Here is a 20588-nt window from a genome sequence, read left to right on the forward strand (position 1 = left end):
CCCCGGCGGGACCGCACGCATCGGCGCCCCGCTGCTTTCGCCTGCCAACCGGAAAGCATGCGGTGACCGTTATATTGTTTGACAGCGATCCCGCCGCGGAATATAGTCTTGGAGGCATCCGTCTTCCCCGTTGCACTCATTCAACCATGCATTGACCGCGCGGTATCGGTGCGTTTGGGGCGGCCTGTCACACCTGAAAAATCTGAACCTGGAGGAAACAATATGCGAAAAGTGCTTATCGGCCTGGGCGTGGTGATCGCGCTGTTCATTCTCGTGTTCTTCATTTATCTTCCCGCCGATCTGGACGGTAAATGGAACTATGGCTACACGAAGGGGCCCTACAAGGTCTCCCCGGCCGCCGCGGGGCTTCACAAGCGGATACTGGTCGCCGACATGCACAACGATTCCCTCATGTGGAACCGCAACCTCCTGGTGCGAAACACCCGCGGTTATATCGACGTGCCGCGTATGCAGGAAGGCAATATCGCGCTCCAGAACTTCATGGCCGTCACGAAGACCCCCCGGGGGATGAACATCGACCACAACGACGGCTCCACCGACAATATCACCATCTTGGCCGTCGCCGAACTCTGGCCGGTCTCCGCGTGGTTCAGCCTTAAGGCACGCGCCCTTTACCAGGCACGCAAGCTGAACGACCTCGCCCGGGATTCAGGGGGAAGGCTTTCCGTGATTACGAGCGCGGATGGGCTCGCAAAATTCCTGGAGCGCCGCGCACGCGAAACGGACATCGTCGCCGGGGTGCTGGGAATCGAGGGAACGCAGGTACTGGAAGGCGATCCGGGGAACATCGCGGCCATCTTTGACGCGGGCTACCGGGTCGTGGGACTTACCCATTTCTTCGACAACGAGATGGCGGGCTCCATGCACGGCATGACCAAAGGCGGGCTCACCGAAAAGGGAAAGGAAATGCTCCGGATCGCCGATCAAAAGAAAATGATCATAGACCTTGCGCATTCCTCTTCAAAGACGATCGATGACGTGCTCGCGCTTTCGACGCGTCCGCCCATAGTCTCGCATACCGGCGTAAAAGGAACGGTCAACAATAACCGCAATCTTTCCGATGACCAGTTACGGCGCATATCCGCGAAGGGAGGGCTTATCGGGATCGGTTTCTGGGAGGAGGCGGTCGGCCCGATCACGAGCCTGGACGCGACGGTACGCGCGATCAGGTACGCCGTGAAAGTCGCGGGGATCGATCATGTCGGACTGGGTTCCGATTCCGACGGCAGCGTGCCCATGCCCTTCGAGTCTTCGGGCATGGCGCTCCTCACGGAGGCGCTCATGAAAGAGGGGTTTTCCGATACGGAGATCGGGAAGATCATGGGCGGGAACCAGATCGCGTTTTACAGGAAATGGCTTCCCTGATCCAACGGTCCCCGAAACCGTAGAGACGTGCGGCCCGTACGTCTCTACGGTTTCGGGGCGCCATGCGCCTGGGTCCATTCATCGGCCAAGCGGCGCAGGTGCGGATCCGCGTGCGGGAAAAATATCCTGAACGCAGCGCAGAAATGGTTGAGCCCGCCGTCCGGGGAATCGCGAAGCCTGTCCTTGGTGCACCCGCCGCGGCAGAGCTCCTTCCACGCGCACGGGAGACAATCGGCGTGCAGGTCCCGCTTCATGGCCCCGAATTCCCGCTGCCTGTCTGAATTCAGCAGATCGGTGAGCGGCGTATCGAGAAGGTTGCCGAGTCTCCACGCTGGTTCCACGAAGAAATCGCACGCGTAGACGTCGCCGTTGTGCTCGACCACGACATAGCCCCCGCACTCCTCCTGGAGCGTACACTCCGGCGCGGGAAAGCCCGCGTACCTGAACAGGAGCGATTCGAAGAAACGGATCGACGTTGTCGGTTTTCCGTCCGAGAAATCGGCGAGCCAGAGGTCGAAGATTTTGCAGAGGAAGTTTCCATAGCCTTCGCCCCCGGCGGAGAAGGGCGCCGCCTTTCCGGGGTCCCACGCATCGGGTTCCACGCAGGGAATGAACTGCATGAACGGGAGACCGAGCGATTTGTGGAAGGAATATATCTCTTCCGGAAAGCGCTGGGAGTAATCGTTCACGACGGTGAGCGCGTTCACCTCCACGCCCGCGTCAAGCATGAGCCGCGCCGCGTCGCTCACCTTTCGCCACGATCCCAGCCCGCCGTGGTTTTTCCGGTAATGGTCGTGCACGTGCTCCGGCCCGTCGATGGACAGGCCCACGAGGAATGAATATTTTTTAAAGAAGCGCGCCCAGGATTTGTCGATGAGCATGCCGTTGGTCTGCAGCCCGTTCGAAACGGCCTTCCCGTCGCCGAAGCGCTTCATGTAACCGACGGCCTTCTCGAAAAACGGGAGGCCCATGAGCGTGGGCTCGCCGCCCTGCCAGCCCATTGATATCTGTGGAACGGGCTGGCCCATGAGCTGGCGCATCAGCGCCTCGAGGACCTCGCCGCTCATCCGCGTCTTCGCGCCGGGGAAGAACGCTTCCTTGCCGCTGTAAAAGCAGTAGTCGCACGCGAGGTTGCAGTCGGGGCCCGCGGGCTTGACGAGCACATCGGTTACGGGCCGCGGCGTCATTTTACTTCCCGGTCCATCCGCCCGGGTTCTCCGCGATATCGGACTCCCATGCCGTCATGATCTTTTCGAGTCTTGCGCACACCTCGGGGTGCCGCGAGGCGAGGTCGTAATTTTCGCCTTCGTCGGTCGCGATGTTGTAGAGGTTGGGCCAGCTCCCGAGGAACCGGTCCTGCGCCGCCATGCCCAGGAATGTCGTGGGCTTGTCGAGCGGGATGGGCCATTCATAATGGTTCACGCGGTGCAGATATTTCCAGTCGCCCGCGCGCACGCCCTCCAACTGTTCGTGATGGTAAAAAAAGAACGCATCGTGCGGCGTCTTCCCTTCCTTCCCGGTGAGCAGGCCCGCGATATTCTTCCCGTCGACGATCCTGTCCCCCGGAATCCCCAGTCCCGCGAGCGAGAGGAGCGTCGGGAAAAAGTCGATATTCATCGCCGCGTGCGCGCACACGCTCCCGGCAGGAATATGCCCCGGCCAGCGTGCGATGAGCGGCGCCTTGAAGCCGCCCTCGAAGCTCTGTCCCTTGCGGCCGCGGCGCTCCGCCGCGGGACGCCCGTTGTACCAGGGGCCGTTGTCGCTGGTGAAGATGACGAGCGTGGTGCGCTCGATGCCCTTGTCCCTCAGGGATTTTAAAACCTCCCCCACGCCCCAGTCGAGCTCCTCGACCACGTCGCCGTAGATGCCCGCCTTCGATTTATCCTTGAAGCGCGCGGACGCGTAGAGCGGGAGATGCGGCGCGTGGTACGCAAGGTACAGGAAAAAAGGCTGCGCGGCGCCCGAGCGCTCGATGAAGCCGACCGCCTCTTTCGTCGACATGCCGGTAAGCCGTGCCTGGTCCAGGCCTATGTCATCCTCGAGCATGGTCTCGTTCCGATACAAGGGGTTCGGCAGCTCGTCGTTCGTGTTGGGGGTTCCGAAAAACTCGTCGAAGCCGTGACGGAGCGGATGGTACCGGGGCTCCACGTGGAAATCGCCCAGGTGCCATTTGCCGATCGCCATGGTGCGGTAGCCCGCGGTCCTGAGCGCATCGGCGACGGTGATCTCGCCGTCGGGAAGGCCGTCCACGAAGCTCGCCCTGGTCATGTCGAACGCGCCGCGCCTTCCCAGCCAGCGCGCGACCGACTGGAGCACGCGCCCGATGAAGGGCTGGCGCCCGGACTGCACCGGGAATATGAGGTCGCTTCGTATCGCATAACGGCCCGTGAGGAGGCCCGCCCGGGAGGGCGTGCACAGCGAGGCCGAGGCGTAGAAATCCGTGAAGCGCACCCCCTCGCGCGCGAGGGAATCGATGTTGGGCGTGCGGAGCGTCCTGTTCCCGTACGCGCCCGCGTCCCCCTGCCCAAGGTCGTCGCACAGTATAAGGACGACGTTTGGTCTTTCGCCGACAAAGCCGGGAAGTTTTTTGATCTGGCCCAGTCCCCTGGTCCTCGCGGCCAGGTCGCTCGCGTAGCGCCCCGCACCGTCAAGGAGCTTTCTCGCCCCCAGGTAACCGACAGCAAGCGCGGCCGCGGCGCCTCCCGCGAGGAGGATGAGTTTTCTGCGGGAAAGGGACGATCGGGGCATGATAATCTCCATGTGCAGCTCGTTCGGTATGCTATCATGCGGGCATGTTCCGATCAATCAATAAATGGCGTGTCTCAGTGTCTCAAGCGAGTGAATACGAGCGGGTGGCAAAACGTATTACTGTTATAAGTGGATAGGTCGACGGGAAAAACTTTCAGGGGGGGCCTGCCTGTACGGCAAGACACCCCCTGAATTCATGAGTTAAAACTTATACGCAAGCCCGACATCCAGGGAATACTGGGACATCTTCGTCTCATACGAAGTGATTCCCTGACCGGCCGCGTTCGCGCCCTTCAGGCTGGCCTCGGGTGAATACATCCCGCCGATATTCAGCGTGAATTTCTCGCCGACCCCGATACCGACCCCCGCCGTGAAATGCTGCTCGGCGATCGCGGGAAAGGCTATGTTCTCGAACGCCCTCGTGCTGTCCAGCGGCATCTTGCCATAGTTGTACCCGGCCCGGACCGTGAGCATGGGAATAACTACGTACTGGATTCCGAACTTGTACACGAGCTGGTCGTCCCAGTTGAGATTCCAGGCCGACGCCGCGCTGCTGTTTTCCGTGTACTTCGGCTGATTCTTGCCGTTGGTCTCGGACCAGCGAATCCACTGGAGGTCGAAACCTATCACGAGTCCTTCGATGGGCATGATCCCCAGGCCGACCGTCGCGCTGGAAGGCTGGTTGAATTCGAGCTTGTCGACGCCCGCGCCGGTGTTGAATACGAAATCCTGGAACATGCTCTTGCTTTCGTAGGCGACACCCAGGGTGAGCATCTTCACGGGCGTGACCTTCACGCCGACAGTCGCTCCATACCCGAACGCCGAAGCGCCCATATGCGCCCGCTGGCCACCGGGAGAACCTTCCGGCGGACCTGCATAATATTCCATGGTCGCGTACATTAAGTTCAACACGGCCCCGACGGAAATCATATCGTTGATCTTGTACGAGGCCCCGGGGGCGAATCGCATCTGCGAATAGGATGAGTAGGTTACGTTCGAATACAGGTTCATCGCATAATCCACGCCCATGCCCGCGATTCCGTATGCCCCGATCCCGAAGTTAACCTGGTCGGTGGCGGGAATGATAAGCCCGAACGCGGGGACGGGAGACGCTCCCCTGTCGGATTCGAACGTCTCTCCGTCATTCGCTACCATACCAGGGCCCGCACCAACCGCCTTGTACTCCACGGACGGCGCGAAATAAGAAGCCCCGAAATCGATCCTTCCTCCCAGGTCGCTCATACCCGCCGGGTTGGTAAGTATCGACGCCGCGTCGAGCCCTATGCCCACGCTTGCGCCCCCCATCGATCGCTGCACGGGGCCAAATCCTATCATTCTCATCCCATTGGTGGCAAACACATCCGATGAGAAGAAAACGAAGGCGGCCGCCGCGAGCAACAACGCACCTTTATTTCTCATAAACCCTCCTGAAACATATTGTTATTTGGACTTAAATTTGATACCGGGCGCAGCTGTACAGTTTTATGTGTAAACCATGTTCATTGTCAGGGAATGTGACGTGAAGCATGATGACGAGAAACGGCGGACTCTTGGTTGTGGTGCTGAATAGAGAGGATTGATGGCGCTCATTGTACCCCGTGTACGTTCACACCGGGCACCGTTACTCATTGCTTGATTAACCTGCTGCAATTTAATGGAAGGAATGCCTGAGAAATCGACTGAATCCATGAACCGAACCTCGTTTTGCATAGATCAGCGTTGCTTATAATTTAAGAAAGTATTAAACTCCTTAAACTTGTCAACTATGTTTTTTAACATTTTTTAAAATTATAATTTAACCAATTAATTAATAACTGCGATTCAACTGTTTAATAATTTTGCCATCGCAGAGCGCGCTTCAACCGCCGCTCGCGCCCCCATCTCCAATCCCGGGAAACGCGCCCCTTCCAAACAAAATCTCAAGGATTTATCAGTTCCGATACTAACCCGCACCCGGGGGATGCGAGCTGCCCTGAATTTCACAATTGTTGAATGTTGAAATTTGATTGACCATTTTTTCAAAAAATGCTCTTTTTATTCAAAATGAACGGCCGTGGTTAAATGCACGCCTGTCATCCTCTCCCTCACTTGCAGCGCGAAACCGGCGGTTGTGGGCGCAATTACAGCATTCCCGGAGGCATTCATGAAAAAGGTTCCATCAATTCTTGCCGTGTGTGTAGTAGCCCTTGGTATCGCAGCACCATCCTTTGCCGGAACCGTCATGCTTGGCGCGAAGGCGGGCAATTTCTACTGGTCGCCCTATTTCAAGGAGATGGACGGCAGCGGGCTCGAGTATATCAAATCCGGCGAGGGAAACCTTTACGGACCGGTGTTCAGTGCAACGCTGGGAGAATCATTTGCCTTCTCGGTGACGGGGCTGTTTGGCAGCCAGCGCACCCAGTGGGACGATAATGGCGACAGGAAGACCTTCGGGGGGAGCACGTTTTACTCGACCGGTTCCAACTTCATGAGCGTCAATCGGATCGATGTCGATTCGGTGCTGAGCTATCAGCTCTCCGGGAGCTTCAAGGTGTTCGGGGGCGTCAAATACCAGCGCACGAAGATGACCTATACCGCGACGATGATGGCGGATGATCCCGTTGGTTCAATAACAAATGATTATGTGATAACAGGTGAGGCGATCTTCACGGTACCGGCATACGGACCAGCGCTCGGGATGGGTTATTCGGTCGCGCTCACCGAGGGATTCTTCTTCGCTGCAAATGTTTCCATACTATATATGAGAAGCACCATAGAGCTCAGCAGCCATTGGAAGACCTATGAGGTGGGCGCCGTCGATTTTGCCACTGCTGTCCCTATGGATGCGACCCAGCACTACAAGATGCAGCATCTTGGCCTCAACGTGGAACCGTCCGTGGGCTCGAAGATAGGCGAGCATGTGATCGCATCAGTAGGCATCCGCTTTCAGTGGATGATGAATAAGTTTATCGACAAGCCGGAAATGGGCGGGCAGACGTTCGCCCCGGATTCATGGATGAGCGACTACCTGCTGGGCGGCTTCGTGAGCGTGCTGTACGTTTTTTAGCCGAACAGTAGTATCGGCCCCCGTGACGTTGGTCATTCGTACCTGAGCGCCTCTATGGGATTCAGGCGCGAGGCGATCACGGCGGGCCACAGTCCGAAGCACACGCCCACCATCATCGAGAAGACCGACGAGAGGACGACCGAGTAGGGCGTCACCTTTACCGCCCAGCCCGCCATCCCCGAGAGGAGCACGGAGACCGCGACCCCGGTGACGATTCCCGCGACGCCGCCCGCGAGCGACATGAGCGCCGATTCGATCAGGAACTGCACGAGCACGTCCCGCCCCCGCGCACCGATCGCCTTCCTGAGACCGATCTCCCTGGTCCGCTCCTTGACCGATACGAGCATGATGTTCATGATCCCGATCCCGCCCACGAGGAGCGAGATCGCGGCGACCGCGCCCAGGAGAAAGCTCATCGTGCGCGTGGTGCTCGAGAGCGCCTCGCGGATCTGGGTCATGTCGCGGATCTGGAACGAATCCTCCTTCTCCGCGGCGAGGTGGCGCGTCTTTATGATATGATCGCGGAGCGCCTCCGTCGCCGTGTCCATATCGACCCCGTCGCGCACCTCCACGTCGATCGAATCGACGTACTCCTTGCCCAGGAGCCGGTACATGCCCGTGGTGACGGGGACGATCACGAGGTCATCCTGGTCCCTGAAGAACGACGCGCCGCGCGGCGGAAGGATCCCGATGATCGTAAAATTGACCCGGTTTATTTTCATCGCCTGGCCGATCGGGTCCGCCCCCTCGAAAAGATTCTTTATGACCGTCGAGCCCACGAGCGCCACCTTCTTCCTGCTGCGCAGCTCTTCCTCCGTGAAAAACCTCCCCGCCACCGGCGACGCGGCCCTCATGGATTCATATTCCACCCCCACGCCCTGGACCATGGAATTCCAGTTTTTCCCGGCGGCGACCAGCTGTACCCTCCCCTGCACGGCGGGCGAGGCGCGCCTCGCCTCGGGAAGCTGGGCGAGGGACTTCACATCCTGGAGCGTGAAGCGCGTCACGGTGCCCGCCTCCAGCGCGACGCCCCCCTGGCGGAACGCGCCGGGCATGACGGTGAGCAGGTTGGAACCGAGCGCGGAAAGGCTTTTCGTTATTGACTCGCTTGCCCCGGCGCCCAGCGCAAGCATGGAAATGACCGCCGCGACGCCTATCAGGATTCCCAGCATGGAAAGAAGCGAACGCAGCTTGTGGGTAATTATGGAATCCAGCGCCTGCTTCAGGTAGTCCAGGAACTCGGCCCGCGCGAAGCGCTTGTGGCCGGCCGCAGGGCCTTCGTCCACGTTGCCCCGGGCAGGCCGGCCCTTTCCCTTCCCCGCGCGCCGCGTATCCGAGATCACCACCCCGTCGCGGAACCGGATGACGCGCTGGGCGTACCGCGCGACCTCGTCGTTGTGGGTGACCATGATGATGGTCCTTCCCTCCTCGTGCAGGCGCGCGAGGATGCCCATGATCTCGCCCTCGCTCGCGGAATCGAGGTTGCCCGTGGGTTCGTCCGCGAAGATAATGAGCGGGTCGTTCACCATGGAGCGCGCGATCGCCACACGCTGCTGCTCGCCCCCGGACATTTCGGAAGGGTAATGGTCCGCGCGGTGCGCGAGGCCCACGGCCGCGATTGTGCGCTCGGCCGACTCTTTCAGGTGGCGCTTTCCGGCGTAGACCAGGGGAAGCTCTGCGTTACCGAGCGCCGTCATGCGGGGGAGCAGGTGGAACTGCTGGAAGACAAAGCCCGCGACGCGGTTTCGCAGCGCCGAGAGCTCGTCGTCGGACAGGCCCGTGACGTCCCTTCCCATGAAGCGGTATCCGCCCGAGTCGGGCTTGTCCAGGAAGCCCAGGATGGAAAGCAGCGTCGACTTCCCCGACCCGGACGCGCCCATGATCGCGACGAACTCGCCCCGCGCGATCCCGAGCGTGATGCCGCGCAACGCGCGCACCTCGACCTTGCCGGTGTGGTAGGTCTTGGAAATGTTTTTCAGTTCGATCATGTACTCATCCTTGAGTTATCAACGGCGAAAAGAAAGGGAGATGCCCCTTTCCTTTATCTTTTCCTCAAAGCTCCTAACGGGGTTTCCGTCTTTCGGGCTGGAACGGATTTTTCCCCTGCGCGGCATCGGAGGCGGGGGTGAACTTTTTCGTGACGATGATGAGCGTCTCGTCCCCGGTCAGGCCCGTGAGGATTTCCGTATTCTTGTCGTCCGCGATGCCGGTCGTCACGGCACGCTTCTCCGGCGTTTTTCCCCTTCCCTTCACCGTCACGAAGCGCTCCTCGCTGTCCGAGATTATCGCCTCGCTGGGGACAAGGAGAGCCTTCTTCCTGGACTTCTCGACGATGCTCACGTTCGCGCTCATGCCGGAGCGGAACACCTCCGGCACGGAATCGGGGATGATTTCGACCTTGTACATGGTCACGTTGTTCACGACTGTCGATTCGTACGAGATGAGGTCCACCCGGGCGCCCACCTTGACCTCGGGATACGCGTCGAGGCCTATGACGGCGCGCTGTCCCGTCTTCACGCGGCCGATATCGGTCTCGTCCACGTCGGCCTTGACGATGAGGCGGTCGGAGATCACGAGTATCGCGGTCGTGGTGCTCACCGTCGCGCCCGGTTCGACGCCGCGCACGATCACGGTGCCGTTTATGAGCGAGACGACGGGTATCGGCTTATAGGCCTCCTCCCAGTACCTCGTGGACTCGCCCCCCTGGGCGCGAGCGGCATCGATGAGCGCTGCCCGCTCGGTCGAGCTCATCCAGACCAGGACCTGGCCGGTTCTCACGGCCTGCCCCTCGGAAACCAGCACCTCTTCTATCCGCCCGTTGATCGCGGGCTTGATCTCCAGCCGGTTGCGCGGCTGCACCGTGCCCGTGGTCGCGATGGATACCGAGATGTCGCCGGTGAACGGCTTCGCCTCCCGGCTCACGGTCTCGGGCTCCGCCGGGCGCGACAGCAGGTACGCGCCGAGCGCGGCCGCCCCTATGACGCACGCCGCCGCGAGCACGCCCGCGCGCTTTCTATTCTTCATAGCTCAATGTCTCCCCCCTGGACTGGACCCATTCGGCCTCCGCGACGAGCGCCTGCGCCCCCGCGTCCAGGTAACTCTTCTTAAGCTGCACCAGATTGTCCTCGATGATCACCCAGTTGTCGAACTGGATGAGCCCTATGGAATACTGCGACTCCGCGATCTTCGCGCGCTCCTCGGCCGCACGCAGGAATTTCTGTTGCACCCCGGCGTCCTCTATGGCGTTGCGGTAGTTCACCCATTTCTCCTGCATCGTGAAAAGGACCGCGCCGCGCGTGCTCCGCGCGTCCTCGCTCGCCTGGCGCAGTGCCGCTTCCTTCCCGCGTACCCCGTGGTAGGTCGCGCCCCCCTCGAACAGCGGGAGCGCCATCTGCACCCCCGCCGACCACTCGGTGGCCGACGAGGGCCTGCTGGTCCCCGAACGGTCGGCGCTCAGGAATCCGTACACGGTGGGAAAGTATTCCGCTTTCGCCGATTCAACATTCAGCACCGCGAGCTCTCTCTGCGCCATCATCTTTTGCAGCACGGGGTTGTCCCGCACCAGGGCCTCGAAATCCGGCTGGTCCGATACGGCCGGTGCCGCGGTAAGGGAGCCCGTGACCGCAAGCGGCCCCGATACGGCGAGTCCCAGCACCTTTGCGAGTCCCTGCCGGGCGAGGACGAGCCCCCGGGCGGCCTGCGCCGAATCCGCCTGGGCCCGCGCAAGGCTCGCCTCCGCGGTGAGCAGCGAGCCCCGGTGCTCGCGTCCCGCCTCGTAGCGCATCTTCACGAGCGTGAGATTCTGCTTTCGGCGCGCGAGTATCTGCGCGTAAAGGTCTATGGATTCCTGGGCGCGCAGGAGCTGGACGAAGGCGCTCCGGAGATCCAGGCGCACGTTGGACGACGTCACGAGGTAGTCGTACTCGGCGCTCTCGAGGCTTTTTCCCGCCGCCTTGAGATCGTACACGGATTTCATCCCGTCAAAGACGAGCTGCTTCGCGGTGACGCCGTAGCTGTACGAATTGGTCCTGCCCTCCTGCCCCCCGAGGGTGCTCGTCTCGGTCTTCCCCGTGGATACGCTCGCATCGGCCTCCACACGGGGAAGGAGCACGCTCCGGGCGGTGCCCACACCGGCGCGTCCCTGCATTATTTTTTCATGCGAGGCACGCACGTCCGGGTTGTTCGCGGCCGCTATCTCGACGCATTTTCTCCACGTGAGCGCTTCCTCGCCGGCGCCCGACGCCACAGGCAGGACGGCCGACAGGAGCACGATGATCAGGGTGCCGATACTCTTCATTATATTTCACCGAAAATTTCTATTGAACGGGAGCGTTGCGCATCGGCCCCCTTGCTTCTTTCCGTCCGCGTCCTGAAACACCAGCCCCGGATCCGGGCGCGGGACTTCAAAGGATAGGGAGACGGGTTCATCTCCTTTTCCTTAAAGCCCGCATTTATCACGACGTGCAAGCTTTTAGCATATGACCCGGGAATTGCAACAACGGTTCGAAAAAATTCAAGAATGCGCGCGGCCGCCCCGTTACCCGTCCCCCAGCCATCTCACGTTCGCGCCCCCGGGCGCGCGCGTGATCTCCATGATGCAGGGGAACTCTTCCTTTATTTCTTCGATATGGGAGATGACGAAAATCTGGCGGTACTTCTCCTTGAGCCGGTGAAAGGCCGAGAGTATCTCGCGGCGGCGCTCCCCGTCCTGGCTGCCGAATATCTCGTCGAAACCCAGGAATCCCATGGACGCCCCGCCCGCGAGCTCGCTCACGGCGCGGCTGATGGCGATGCGCAGGCACAGGTTCGCGAGGTCCACCTCGCCGCCGGAAAAGCGCTCGATGGGAAAGTACGCGCCGTCGTCCATGATGTGAAAGCCGAAATCGTCGTCCACCGTAATGGACTCGTACCTTCCCGCGGTGAGCTCCGCGAAAAGGCGGCTCGCGCGCCCGGCGATGAAGGGGCGCACGCGGTCCAGCACCGCAGCCTTGAATCCGTCCATGAGCGCATCCAGGCGATCGAGCATTTCCCGCTCGACGCGCGACTTCTCCACGGTCTGCATGCGCGCGGCGTTTTCATCCAGTTCCCCCTTCAGCACGGACAGTTTTTTGTCCAACGCGTGCAGGGTCTCCTTCAAGACGTCGGCGTCACTGCGCGCCTCGTCGCGGGCTTTCTCCGCCTCGCGCTGGGCCTGCTCGGCGTCGCGGAAATCCTTTTCGGCGTATGGGATCTCTTCCATTTTTTTCCGCCGGGCGCTCACTTCGTTTTGAATGCCTGCGCGCTCCTTCTCCATTACCGCGATCTTTTTCACCAGCGTGGGAATCTCTTTTACTTTCTCGGCAAGGCGGATGTAGCGTTCGTGCGATTTCTCGAGCGACGCGAATTCACGCTTCGCCGCCTCATGCGCCTTCGCGTCGTAGGCGATCTCGCCGAGCGCTTCAATCCTCCCGCGCAGGTCCTCCATTCCCCGGTTCTTGTCGGCGAGGGACTTCCTGATCCTCGCGGCGTTCTTCTCCCGCGCGCCTTTCTGCTCCGCGAGCGCGTCGAGCTTCCTGACCGCGTCCCCGGCCTTCTTTCTCTCTTCCGCGAGCAGTAGGCTTTTCGCCTTAATCTTCGCAAGGTTTTCCGTGCATACGTTAAGCTCTTCATTCTGATAATGCGCGATCTCCGCCTCGAATTTCGCGAGCGTGGATTCGTACGCGTCTTTCAGGGGGCGCAGGCACGTGGGACATTCGGAATCCCGTCCCAGCGTTCGTATCTGGTCCATGCGCTCCGTGCGCTCCCGGATGAGCCCGCCGATGCGTCCGGTTTCCGCCTTGAGCGCCTTCTCTTCCTCACCGCACGAATCGATCGCCTTATCGGCAGACTTGAGTGCACGCTCCGCCTCCGCGCGCTGCGCGTCCAGGCCACGGTGCGCCTCGACAAATTGGGACTCGATAACGAGCTCGGCGGAAAGGCCCGCGGCGTCCTTCCCGTTCTCGTCAATCTGCGCGCGCAGTCCCAGGAGCTCGGCGTGCCGCGCGCTCTGCGCATCCAGTCTCTCCTTTTCCCCCTTCGCCCGCACCCATGCGGCTTCCGGCTCGGAGAGGCCTTCCAGCTCCCGGGCGCACTGCTCCAGCTCCGCCTGCCTCTCGGCCGCTTCCGCAAGGGACTTGTTCGTTCCCTGGAGCCCGGCCTCTTTCTCCACGAGCCCCGTCCTCGCCTCGTTGTAGGCGCGTTCCAGGTCCTGCTGCTCCGTGAAGCGCGCCTTCGCCGACTCGTAGGCTTCCTGCGCCGCGGCGAGCGCCTTTACCAGTTTCGCATGGGAGGCCTTTACGGCCCTGGATTCTTCCCCCAGGCCTTTCAGCTCCTCCTCTTTCCGCGCGCGCTCCTCTTTCCCGATCAGGAGCGCCTCCTGCCCCTCTATCCTTTTCTTCAGATCGTTGCGCTCGTCCCGCACGAGCTTCTGCACCGCATCGACGCGGTCCATCCCCACCATCCTGCGCACCAGCATGCGCCGCTCCGCGCCCGTCACCGAGGAGATCGCCCCGAGCTCCTTCTGCCCGGAGAAGATGGAGCGTGTGAAGGCCTCGAACCCCATCCCCACCAGGCGCTCCACCGCCGCGGTCACCTCCTTCTGCCCGGTCGCGACGAGCGCATCGCCCGGCCCGCGCAGCTCCGCGCCGGGCGCGAGCGCCTTGCCCCGGAATTCGCGCCTCACCGCGTGGCGCTTCCCGGAAACCTCGAACTCGAGCGCGACGCTCACCGGCTCCCTGTCGCCCGCCCCGCTCGTGCGCAGGTGCCCCTTCACGAAGGGTATCTCGCCGTAGAGCGCGAGCAGCACCGCCTCGAAGATGCTGGATTTCCCCGCCCCGTTGCGGCCTATTATGCCAATGAGCCCCTCCCGGAACTCAAGGTCCAGTTCGCGGTACTGTTTGAAGTTGCGAAGCGCGAGCGCGCGCAGTATCATCCGGTTCTCCTTGGCGGGGGCCCTAGCCCCCGCGTTCGTCCATGCTGAAATATTTCGCGGCGAGACGCGCGAAGCGCGCGCGCTCCGCCTCGTCCTTCATGGTGCGCGCAAGGTAATCGGCGAACATGTCCTCCAGGCTCTCCACGGCGGCGTCCCCGCCGCCCTGGCGGGCGTCCGGCCCCCGGTACGCCCTGCGAACCTGCACGGCGAGCGCACCGGGAAAGCGCCCGGCGATCCACGCGTTGGGGATGCCCGCGCCCTGTTCCGGCTTCAGGTCGAGCAGGTAGAGGCTCACTACGGCCCCCTCATGCGCCCCTCCCGCGCATTCGGAAATTTCTTTCCTGATCCGGTCGACGCTTTTTTCCCCACAGCCCGCGATGTCGTAACGAATCCAGGGGCGAACAGGCAGGGGCCGGAATTCAACCGAGAGGGCACTGCCCGTTTTCACCAGCGCGAAACCTTTTTCGGATCCCGCTTCCCGGTCGCTCAGGCGTTCGGTGGACCCGCAGTAATACGCGCGCTTAAGTCCCTTTACACGCTGGAATCCGTGCCAGTGCCCCAGTGCGGTGTAGTCGAATGCGTCCAGGCGCACCATCTGGTCGCCGTCAAGCACGCGCTCGCCATATTCCTCCATGAGGTATCCCTTTCCCACCGAGGTATGCAGCATGAGCACGTTCGTCTTCCCCGGATCCGGCTCAATCTTTTCGAGCTCCTCGCGGTAGGCAAGCTCGTCGTTTACGTGCGGTACGCCGTGGAAGACGCCGCAGTCCAGCTCGACGCGCTCGTAGCGCTGTTCAAATATGGGGTGCACACCGGGGATCGCCTGGAACGCCTTGAGTATGGGGCTCGTGTAGACGGTCCGGGGCGTCGAGTGGTTCCCGGCGATTATCACCGCGGGTATGCCCGCGTCCGAAAGCCTCCTGAGCCCCGCGAGGCCCTCGATCATGGGACGATTGGCCGGCGATGGCCTGTGGAAGAAGTCTCCCGTGTGGATCACGGCGTCGGGGCGAAGGTCGAGGGCGGCGTCGATCACGCGGTTGAACGCGTCGTAGAAATCGGCCTCGCGGCAGTTCACGCCCGCGGCGTTCACACGATCGAGCTCGCTGTAGCCCAGGTGCGTATCCGACAGGTGCAGCAGGGTGACGGTCACCGATGTTCTCCTCGCGCGGGCGGCGCATATCCATATTCCGGATGCGGGAAAAATTATCCATACATAAAATGGGGCGCCCGCGAGAGAAATCGAAATATTTTCTTCGTCCCGCCCGCGGGTAGAAATCCGCGCTGGAGCAGCCTATAATTGGAAGCTTCCCTCTATTCGTCGGCAGGGATAATCGCATCGCGATGGTCCAATTCACCTGGAAGGAGAATTGGCATGGGCGCTCTTCACCGCGCATTCGGGAGATCTCGCCGTGGAGCTAGCGCGCGTCGATGCCGCGGAGGGAAAGGTCTTGAAGAAGAAAACGCTCATCGCCCGGGACGTGGGCTACAGGGGGCTTTTCACCGACACGGAGGATAACCGGATCGCGATCCATTCCAGCGCCTGAGCAGGAGCGCGCTCAATTGGCCCCTGCCCCGGGTGCTCCTTCTTCCTCTTTCGCGGGCTCACCGGCGGCCTTCGGGGGACCGGCTTCCTCTTTAGACGCCGCCGGGGCGGATTCCTGGGGGAACGCAAGCATCCCGGCCACCGACTCTATTATCGCATCCGACGAGAGCTCCGCGTCCAGGAGCTTTATGGAAAACATCTCGTCGAACCTGGCGCGATTGCCCTTGAGCTCCTCGATGAAGAAGTTGATCTCCGGGTTCTGGGTCGAGAGGAGCTTCACGACGCCGTGAGGGTCGGCGCCCAGCCCGAATTCTTTTTCGAACGAGTCACCCTTGGTAAGCAGGATGAAGTTTCCCCTGAGGCTCCGGCAGTCGGCACCCTTGCTCAGGATGATGTAGGTGATGATCATGGTTTTTAAAAGCTTTATGCCGCCCGCGTCAAGGGCGGGGTCCAGGCCCAGCTCTATCCGGCTGTCCATGATGATGCCGCGGGGAAATCCCTTCTCCTTGATGAAGCGCAGGAGCTCGGTCCTGATAAACGCGGTCCTGCCCGTCCGCGCGATGCCCTTGCGGATGAGGGGAATGGAGCTCAACGCCGGGTAGTCCGTCGCGAATTCGAAGCCGAGCTTGTTCAGGGCGATCTTGATGGGCGTCGCGATACGGGTCCGTTCGCTTATGAATATGACCTTGTTCGAGTATCCTATCGCCATAGGTTCTTCCTTCACTCGCGTCACGTCGCGGGGACCGCGTTGTGCGCAGTGCATGTCGCCGGGGATTTGACCGATGACCGAACGGCGACGCCTTATATTTTGTCGTATGCTACACGATCCCGCGCGGAGCGCAAGCATATTCCACGATTCGCCGCGGGCTTCCCGTCCCGGGGCCATTGGACGGTGATCAACAGAGTAATGAAAAAAGTCATTTTCTGGTTGCAGAATACCGCGCGGAGGAGGACTACGCGGCACTCGTGTACGAATCCACGGACCTGGATCGCATCGTGGGCGACAACGAGGAGCTCAGGGAAATGGCGCTCGAGGTGCTGGACGAGGAGATACGCCGCGAGGGACTGGACCGCGCGATACTCTCGATCTACTGGCGGCGCAACGAGGCGGAGATGATGAAGGACGCGTGGTGAAGACGCGCGGGGGGCGGGGCGCCGATACACCCTCACCCCTTCCGCGCGCACGTTCAGGAGAGCGCGAAGACGTCCGTTACGGCGCCGCATGCTCCGCGAGGTCCCACACCCGTCGCCAGGCGGGACCCACCGGGTTCCCCGTGCTTCCATCCGTATAGGTGTCGTCGTAACGCGCCGGCAGCGTCCCCCCAAGGCCGCTGATATACTGCGCGACCGCGTACCAGGCCTTCACCTCGTCCCCGCCGCTCGTGACCCTGAATGTGTCGAGCTGGGAAATAGCCGTCCATTCCACCGGTGAGCCAGCTGCCGTGCGCGGCCACAGGTTGATATCCCCGCCGGGACCGTCCGAATCGGACACGTACTTGAGGCCCACGAGCGTGATCAGTGTCGTGCTCACCGAAAGCATCTGGTAGGGATCGCCCGCGACCGCCGTGGTGCCGGGTGCGGATTTCCATCCCCCGTAGGGGAAGCCCGCCGGGTCACTCCGATCGAAGACGAGCGTCTCGGTCCCCTCGTCCGCGGATACGATGTACATTTTTATGATATACCCGGGACCCGTGCCCGCCCGGAGGTCCGTAGTATCGCAGACGATCCTGATCCCGGAGGGGACGACGAAGAGATCGGGGCTCGCCTGCCCCATGTTGCAGGTTCCCAGCTCAAGTATTCCCTGAATCTCCGCGGCGAGGAAATTTACCTTATAGAGCGCCCCTCCGTGGAGCCCGTCCCGTCCCATACTGTGCGACATGGACGCGTAGGCGCCGTACACCGTGATGTCGCCGTTCGCGTCCGGCCTCGCCCAGGCGGTATCCGCGCCCGGCGTGACCAGGGCGACGCCCGCGCCCGACACTGATCGCATCGCGTCGCTCACCATGTACATTCCGTTAAGCTGGCCGTAGGTGAAGGAAGCGTGCGCGAGAACGTCAAAAAGCCCCCCGCTCGCGAGTGTGGAAAACTCCGTGAGGTAATCCGTTTCAACGTCCGTGATAAGACCGGCGATGCGCGCCGCGATTCCCGCGTCCCCGGCGACCGTGTCGTCCACCGCCAGTATGTCCAGGTCTGCCCTGGATGAATCCGTGCCGTCCTTTTCCGGGCGAAGCTTCGCCTCGCCCACGTACTTCGCGCCGTCATCCGCCTCCATGATGGCGGTCTTCCAGTTCGCTCCCGAAACCTCACAGGCAACCATTGCCGTCGCCTGGCTGTGAGAATGCCCCGCGGCGATCAGGTCGATGCCCGAGACGTTCTTCGCGAGCGTGGCGAGCTCGCCGCTCGCGACCCCGCCGGGCGCGCTAAAACCCGCGTGGGCGACGCAGATCACCGCGTCCACGCCCTGCGTCGTACGCAGCGTATCGACGATCGCCTGAACGTCCGTGTAGACGACCGGGAAGGTGCAGGGCATCGCGTCGGGCATGAAGACATTCCCGCCCATGAGACCGAACAGTCCCACCTTCTTCCCGGAGGGAAGCGTACGCACGATCCAGGGAAACACGTATTTCCCGGGGTCGCCCTCGTTCCCGTAAAGGGCCTCGAGCGTGTCGTCGGTCGCGTCCGTCGCGCTGAAATGGATGTTCGCGCACAGGAGCGGCACCATTTTACCCTGGGCGTCCTTCTCCGCGTTGTTGATCATCTGCGCCAGCCCCGCGGGTCCCAGCGACATCTCGTGGTTGCCGATACAGGCCGCGTCGTAGCCGAGCGCGGTGAGAATATTCAGGTCCGCGGCCCCGTCCTCCGCCGCGATAAACGCGGTCCCGTCGCTGAAATCGCCCGCGTCCACGACAAGCACGTCGCCGTTCGCCGCGCGCGCGTCGCTGAATATCGTCGCGACCCGCGCGAGTCCGCCGCGCGAGCCCGCGCTTAGCTCCGCGGGATTCGCGGGATTATAGGGTGTGTCCAGGTACTGCGAATGACGGTCATTGGTGGAGAGCACCGTGATCGATTCCCCGGCCCCGGAGGACGAGTCCCCCGCTCCCCCGCATCCCGCCATGACGGACGCCCCCGCAAGCGCGAGCGCCGCCGATACTATAAGTAATAACCTCGAAGCCTTGCAAAACCGCATGGTAGACCCCCTGGAATATATCTGTCACGATCGACCCGTGCCGATCGTCGGCTACGAGTGTGACCCGGGGGGACGGGGTGCTGTAAATAGAGAGGATTACTCACGGCGCCCGTTTTTCGCGGATTTCCCTGAGCAGATATGCTCAATTTCCGGAATTTTTTTCCAATTTGACTTGAGTTAATGGTATCCGGCGCCGCATGATGATGCTTGGCCCTGGGGGGCCTGTGTGCCTATGAAAAGGATCGCGACCGGACTACTATTGCTATTCTGTTTCCTGTACTCGGACGCGCCTGCGGCCACGCCGGACACGGGGCTCCATGGCACGTGGGAATACCGGGAGGGATTCCACGAATCCTGGCTTTCCGGCCGCGACGGCGCGGGATGGGAGGCGACGCCCGTGCCGCGCACATTCCTGCCCTCGGGCGGCCCTTCCGACAAGGGCGCATCGTTCACGCTGCGCGCCCGCCTTTCCCGCGAATCGGCGCGCGCGCTCGCGTCCGGGCAGGGGCTGGCGTTCGAGAGCGGGATCCTTACCGCCCACCGGGTGGAATTCTATTTCAACGGCCGCCTCTTTGGCGCGGTGGGCTCGCTGGAACCGTTCCGGCCCGCGATGGGACGCGAGTTTATCGGCCCCCTGCCCTGCCGTGACATGAACCTCAAAGAAGAAAATTTTATCCACATGGTGTTCCGGGTGCGTGGCGGTGACCGCGTGGAGCACGGGCTCTACGAAACCCCGCGCGTCACGACCGTTGCGGCGGCGCTCGCGCGCGCGCAGGAGGAACAATACCCGGGGCTCGTCCTGGCGGCGGTGATCCTCACGGTGGGACTGCTCTTCCTGCTCCTGTGGATGCGCAACCCCGCGGAGCTTTACAATCTCTATTTCGGGCTCTTCTCGGTGAGCTACGCCCTTTTCGTGACGACCAATCTCCCGTGCAAGGAGTTCATGTTCGGCGACGGCGTGCTCCTGCGCATGAGGATCGACCACGTGACCCTGAAGACGACGATCGCGGCCTTCGCGCTGTTCGTCACGCACCGCTTCCGCGGGCGGCACACCGCCTTCGCGCTCGTGCTGGCCGCGTACTGCCTCGCGCTGGCCGGCCTTGACGTCTTCAAGGGCTTCGAGTACACGATCTTCGACCGGTACAAGTTCTGGTATCCCGCGCTCTTCGCCGGCTTCCCCTACCTTCTTTACATCCTGGTTGGAAGGTCGCGCGGCGGCGACCGCGACGCGATGGTGCTCCTCGCCTGCACGGCCCTTTTCGCCGCCAGCTCCGCGTGGGACATCCTGGTGGACGCGCGCGTCGTCGGGGGGCCGCTTCTCATACACTCCGTCACCGCCCTCATCTTCCTGTCGATGGTGGTGCTGCTGGTTAACCGTTATGCGAAATTAAGAGCGGAGGCCCGGTCGCTCAACGTGGACCTCGAAAAGAGGGTGCGGGAGCGCTCGGAGGAGCTCAGGGAGGCGAACGAAAGGCTTTATTTCATGGCGCGCAAGGAGCGTTTCATGAACGCCTTCAATCTCACCGGCAGGGAGCGCGAACTGCTCGGCCTCATGATGGAAGGCCTCTCCGGCCCCGATCTTGCCGCGCGGCTCGGGATATCCCACCGCACGGTGAACAACCACGTCTACAACATCTACCGCAAGACGGGCGTTCATTCCCACATGGAGATTTTCGCGCGGTTCCACAACTTCGAGTAAACGGCGGGGGGTCCGATACACCGGTCTTTC

14 protein-coding genes are annotated in these 20588 nt (G+C 61.9%); 4 read left to right on the forward strand and 10 right to left on the reverse strand.

Annotated elements, in window-relative coordinates; all coding sequences use genetic code 11:
- Positions 1–222 precede the first annotated feature (222 nt).
- A complete protein-coding gene (locus EPN93_11560) occupies positions 223–1386 on the forward strand; it encodes a peptidase M19 (protein TAL34762.1) in 1164 nt (387 codons plus the stop codon).
- A 44-nt stretch (positions 1387–1430) separates the two neighbouring features.
- On the opposite strand, the gene EPN93_11565 is transcribed toward EPN93_11560, so the two are convergent.
- The 3 genes from EPN93_11565 to EPN93_11575 all read right to left on the reverse strand — a co-directional run bounded on the left by EPN93_11565 (position 1431) and on the right by EPN93_11575 (position 5553).
- Positions 1431–2573 (reverse strand): anaerobic sulfatase maturase, encoded by a 1143-nt coding sequence (locus EPN93_11565; protein ID TAL34763.1) that lies wholly within the window; start codon positions 2571–2573, stop codon positions 1431–1433.
- 1 nt (position 2574) lies between these two features.
- Positions 2575–4146, reverse strand: a complete 1572-nt coding sequence (locus EPN93_11570; protein TAL34764.1) for a sulfatase — start codon at positions 4144–4146, stop codon at positions 2575–2577.
- 189 nt (positions 4147–4335) lie between these two features.
- On the reverse strand, positions 4336–5553 hold the full coding sequence (locus EPN93_11575; GenBank protein ID TAL34765.1) for an aromatic hydrocarbon degradation protein: 1218 nt from the start codon (positions 5551–5553) through the stop codon (positions 4336–4338).
- Between the two features lie 724 nt (positions 5554–6277).
- Between EPN93_11575 and EPN93_11580 the strand changes: the two genes are divergently transcribed.
- The gene (locus EPN93_11580; protein TAL34766.1) at positions 6278–7180 is read left to right on the forward strand and encodes a hypothetical protein; all 903 of its coding nucleotides are present in this window, start codon (positions 6278–6280) and stop codon (positions 7178–7180) included.
- 32 nt (positions 7181–7212) lie between these two features.
- Here EPN93_11580 and EPN93_11585 read toward each other — a convergent pair whose 3' ends face one another.
- From EPN93_11585 to EPN93_11610, 6 genes are all read right to left on the reverse strand, one after another.
- The gene (locus tag EPN93_11585) at positions 7213–9168 is read right to left on the reverse strand and encodes an ATP-binding cassette domain-containing protein (protein TAL34767.1); all 1956 of its coding nucleotides are present in this window, start codon (positions 9166–9168) and stop codon (positions 7213–7215) included.
- 73 nt (positions 9169–9241) lie between these two features.
- Positions 9242–10204: an HlyD family efflux transporter periplasmic adaptor subunit gene (locus EPN93_11590; protein TAL34768.1), complete on the reverse strand. Its 963-nt coding sequence runs from the start codon at positions 10202–10204 to the stop codon at positions 9242–9244.
- The gene (locus EPN93_11595) at positions 10194–11477 is read right to left on the reverse strand and encodes a TolC family protein (GenBank protein ID TAL34769.1); all 1284 of its coding nucleotides are present in this window, start codon (positions 11475–11477) and stop codon (positions 10194–10196) included. Before EPN93_11595 ends, EPN93_11590 begins: the two co-directional genes overlap by 11 nt.
- Before the next feature lie 240 nt (positions 11478–11717).
- Positions 11718–14129 carry an SMC family ATPase gene (locus EPN93_11600; GenBank protein TAL34770.1) on the reverse strand — a complete coding sequence of 804 codons (2412 nt, stop codon included), beginning with the start codon at positions 14127–14129 and terminating at the stop codon, positions 11718–11720.
- Positions 14130–14151: 22 nt separating this feature from the next.
- The gene (locus tag EPN93_11605) at positions 14152–15279 is read right to left on the reverse strand and encodes an exonuclease SbcCD subunit D (protein ID TAL34771.1); all 1128 of its coding nucleotides are present in this window, start codon (positions 15277–15279) and stop codon (positions 14152–14154) included.
- A 406-nt stretch (positions 15280–15685) separates the two neighbouring features.
- Positions 15686–16396, reverse strand: a complete 711-nt coding sequence (locus EPN93_11610) for a hypothetical protein (GenBank protein ID TAL34772.1) — start codon at positions 16394–16396, stop codon at positions 15686–15688.
- A 161-nt stretch (positions 16397–16557) separates the two neighbouring features.
- Between EPN93_11610 and EPN93_11615 the strand changes: the two genes are divergently transcribed.
- The gene (locus EPN93_11615) at positions 16558–16806 is read left to right on the forward strand and encodes a hypothetical protein (protein ID TAL34773.1); all 249 of its coding nucleotides are present in this window, start codon (positions 16558–16560) and stop codon (positions 16804–16806) included.
- Positions 16807–16882: 76 nt separating this feature from the next.
- Here EPN93_11615 and EPN93_11620 read toward each other — a convergent pair whose 3' ends face one another.
- Positions 16883–18859: a bifunctional metallophosphatase/5'-nucleotidase gene (locus tag EPN93_11620; protein TAL34774.1), complete on the reverse strand. Its 1977-nt coding sequence runs from the start codon at positions 18857–18859 to the stop codon at positions 16883–16885.
- Positions 18860–19091: 232 nt separating this feature from the next.
- Here EPN93_11620 and EPN93_11625 point away from each other — a divergent pair, with 232 nt between their 5' ends.
- Entirely contained in the window at positions 19092–20558 is a 1467-nt protein-coding gene (locus tag EPN93_11625; GenBank protein TAL34775.1) for a hypothetical protein, read from the forward strand.
- The last annotated feature ends 30 nt before the right edge of the window (positions 20559–20588 follow it).

This window comes from Spirochaetota bacterium (genome assembly GCA_004297825.1).
Taxonomy (GTDB): domain Bacteria; phylum Spirochaetota; class UBA4802; order UBA4802; family UBA5368; genus FW300-bin19.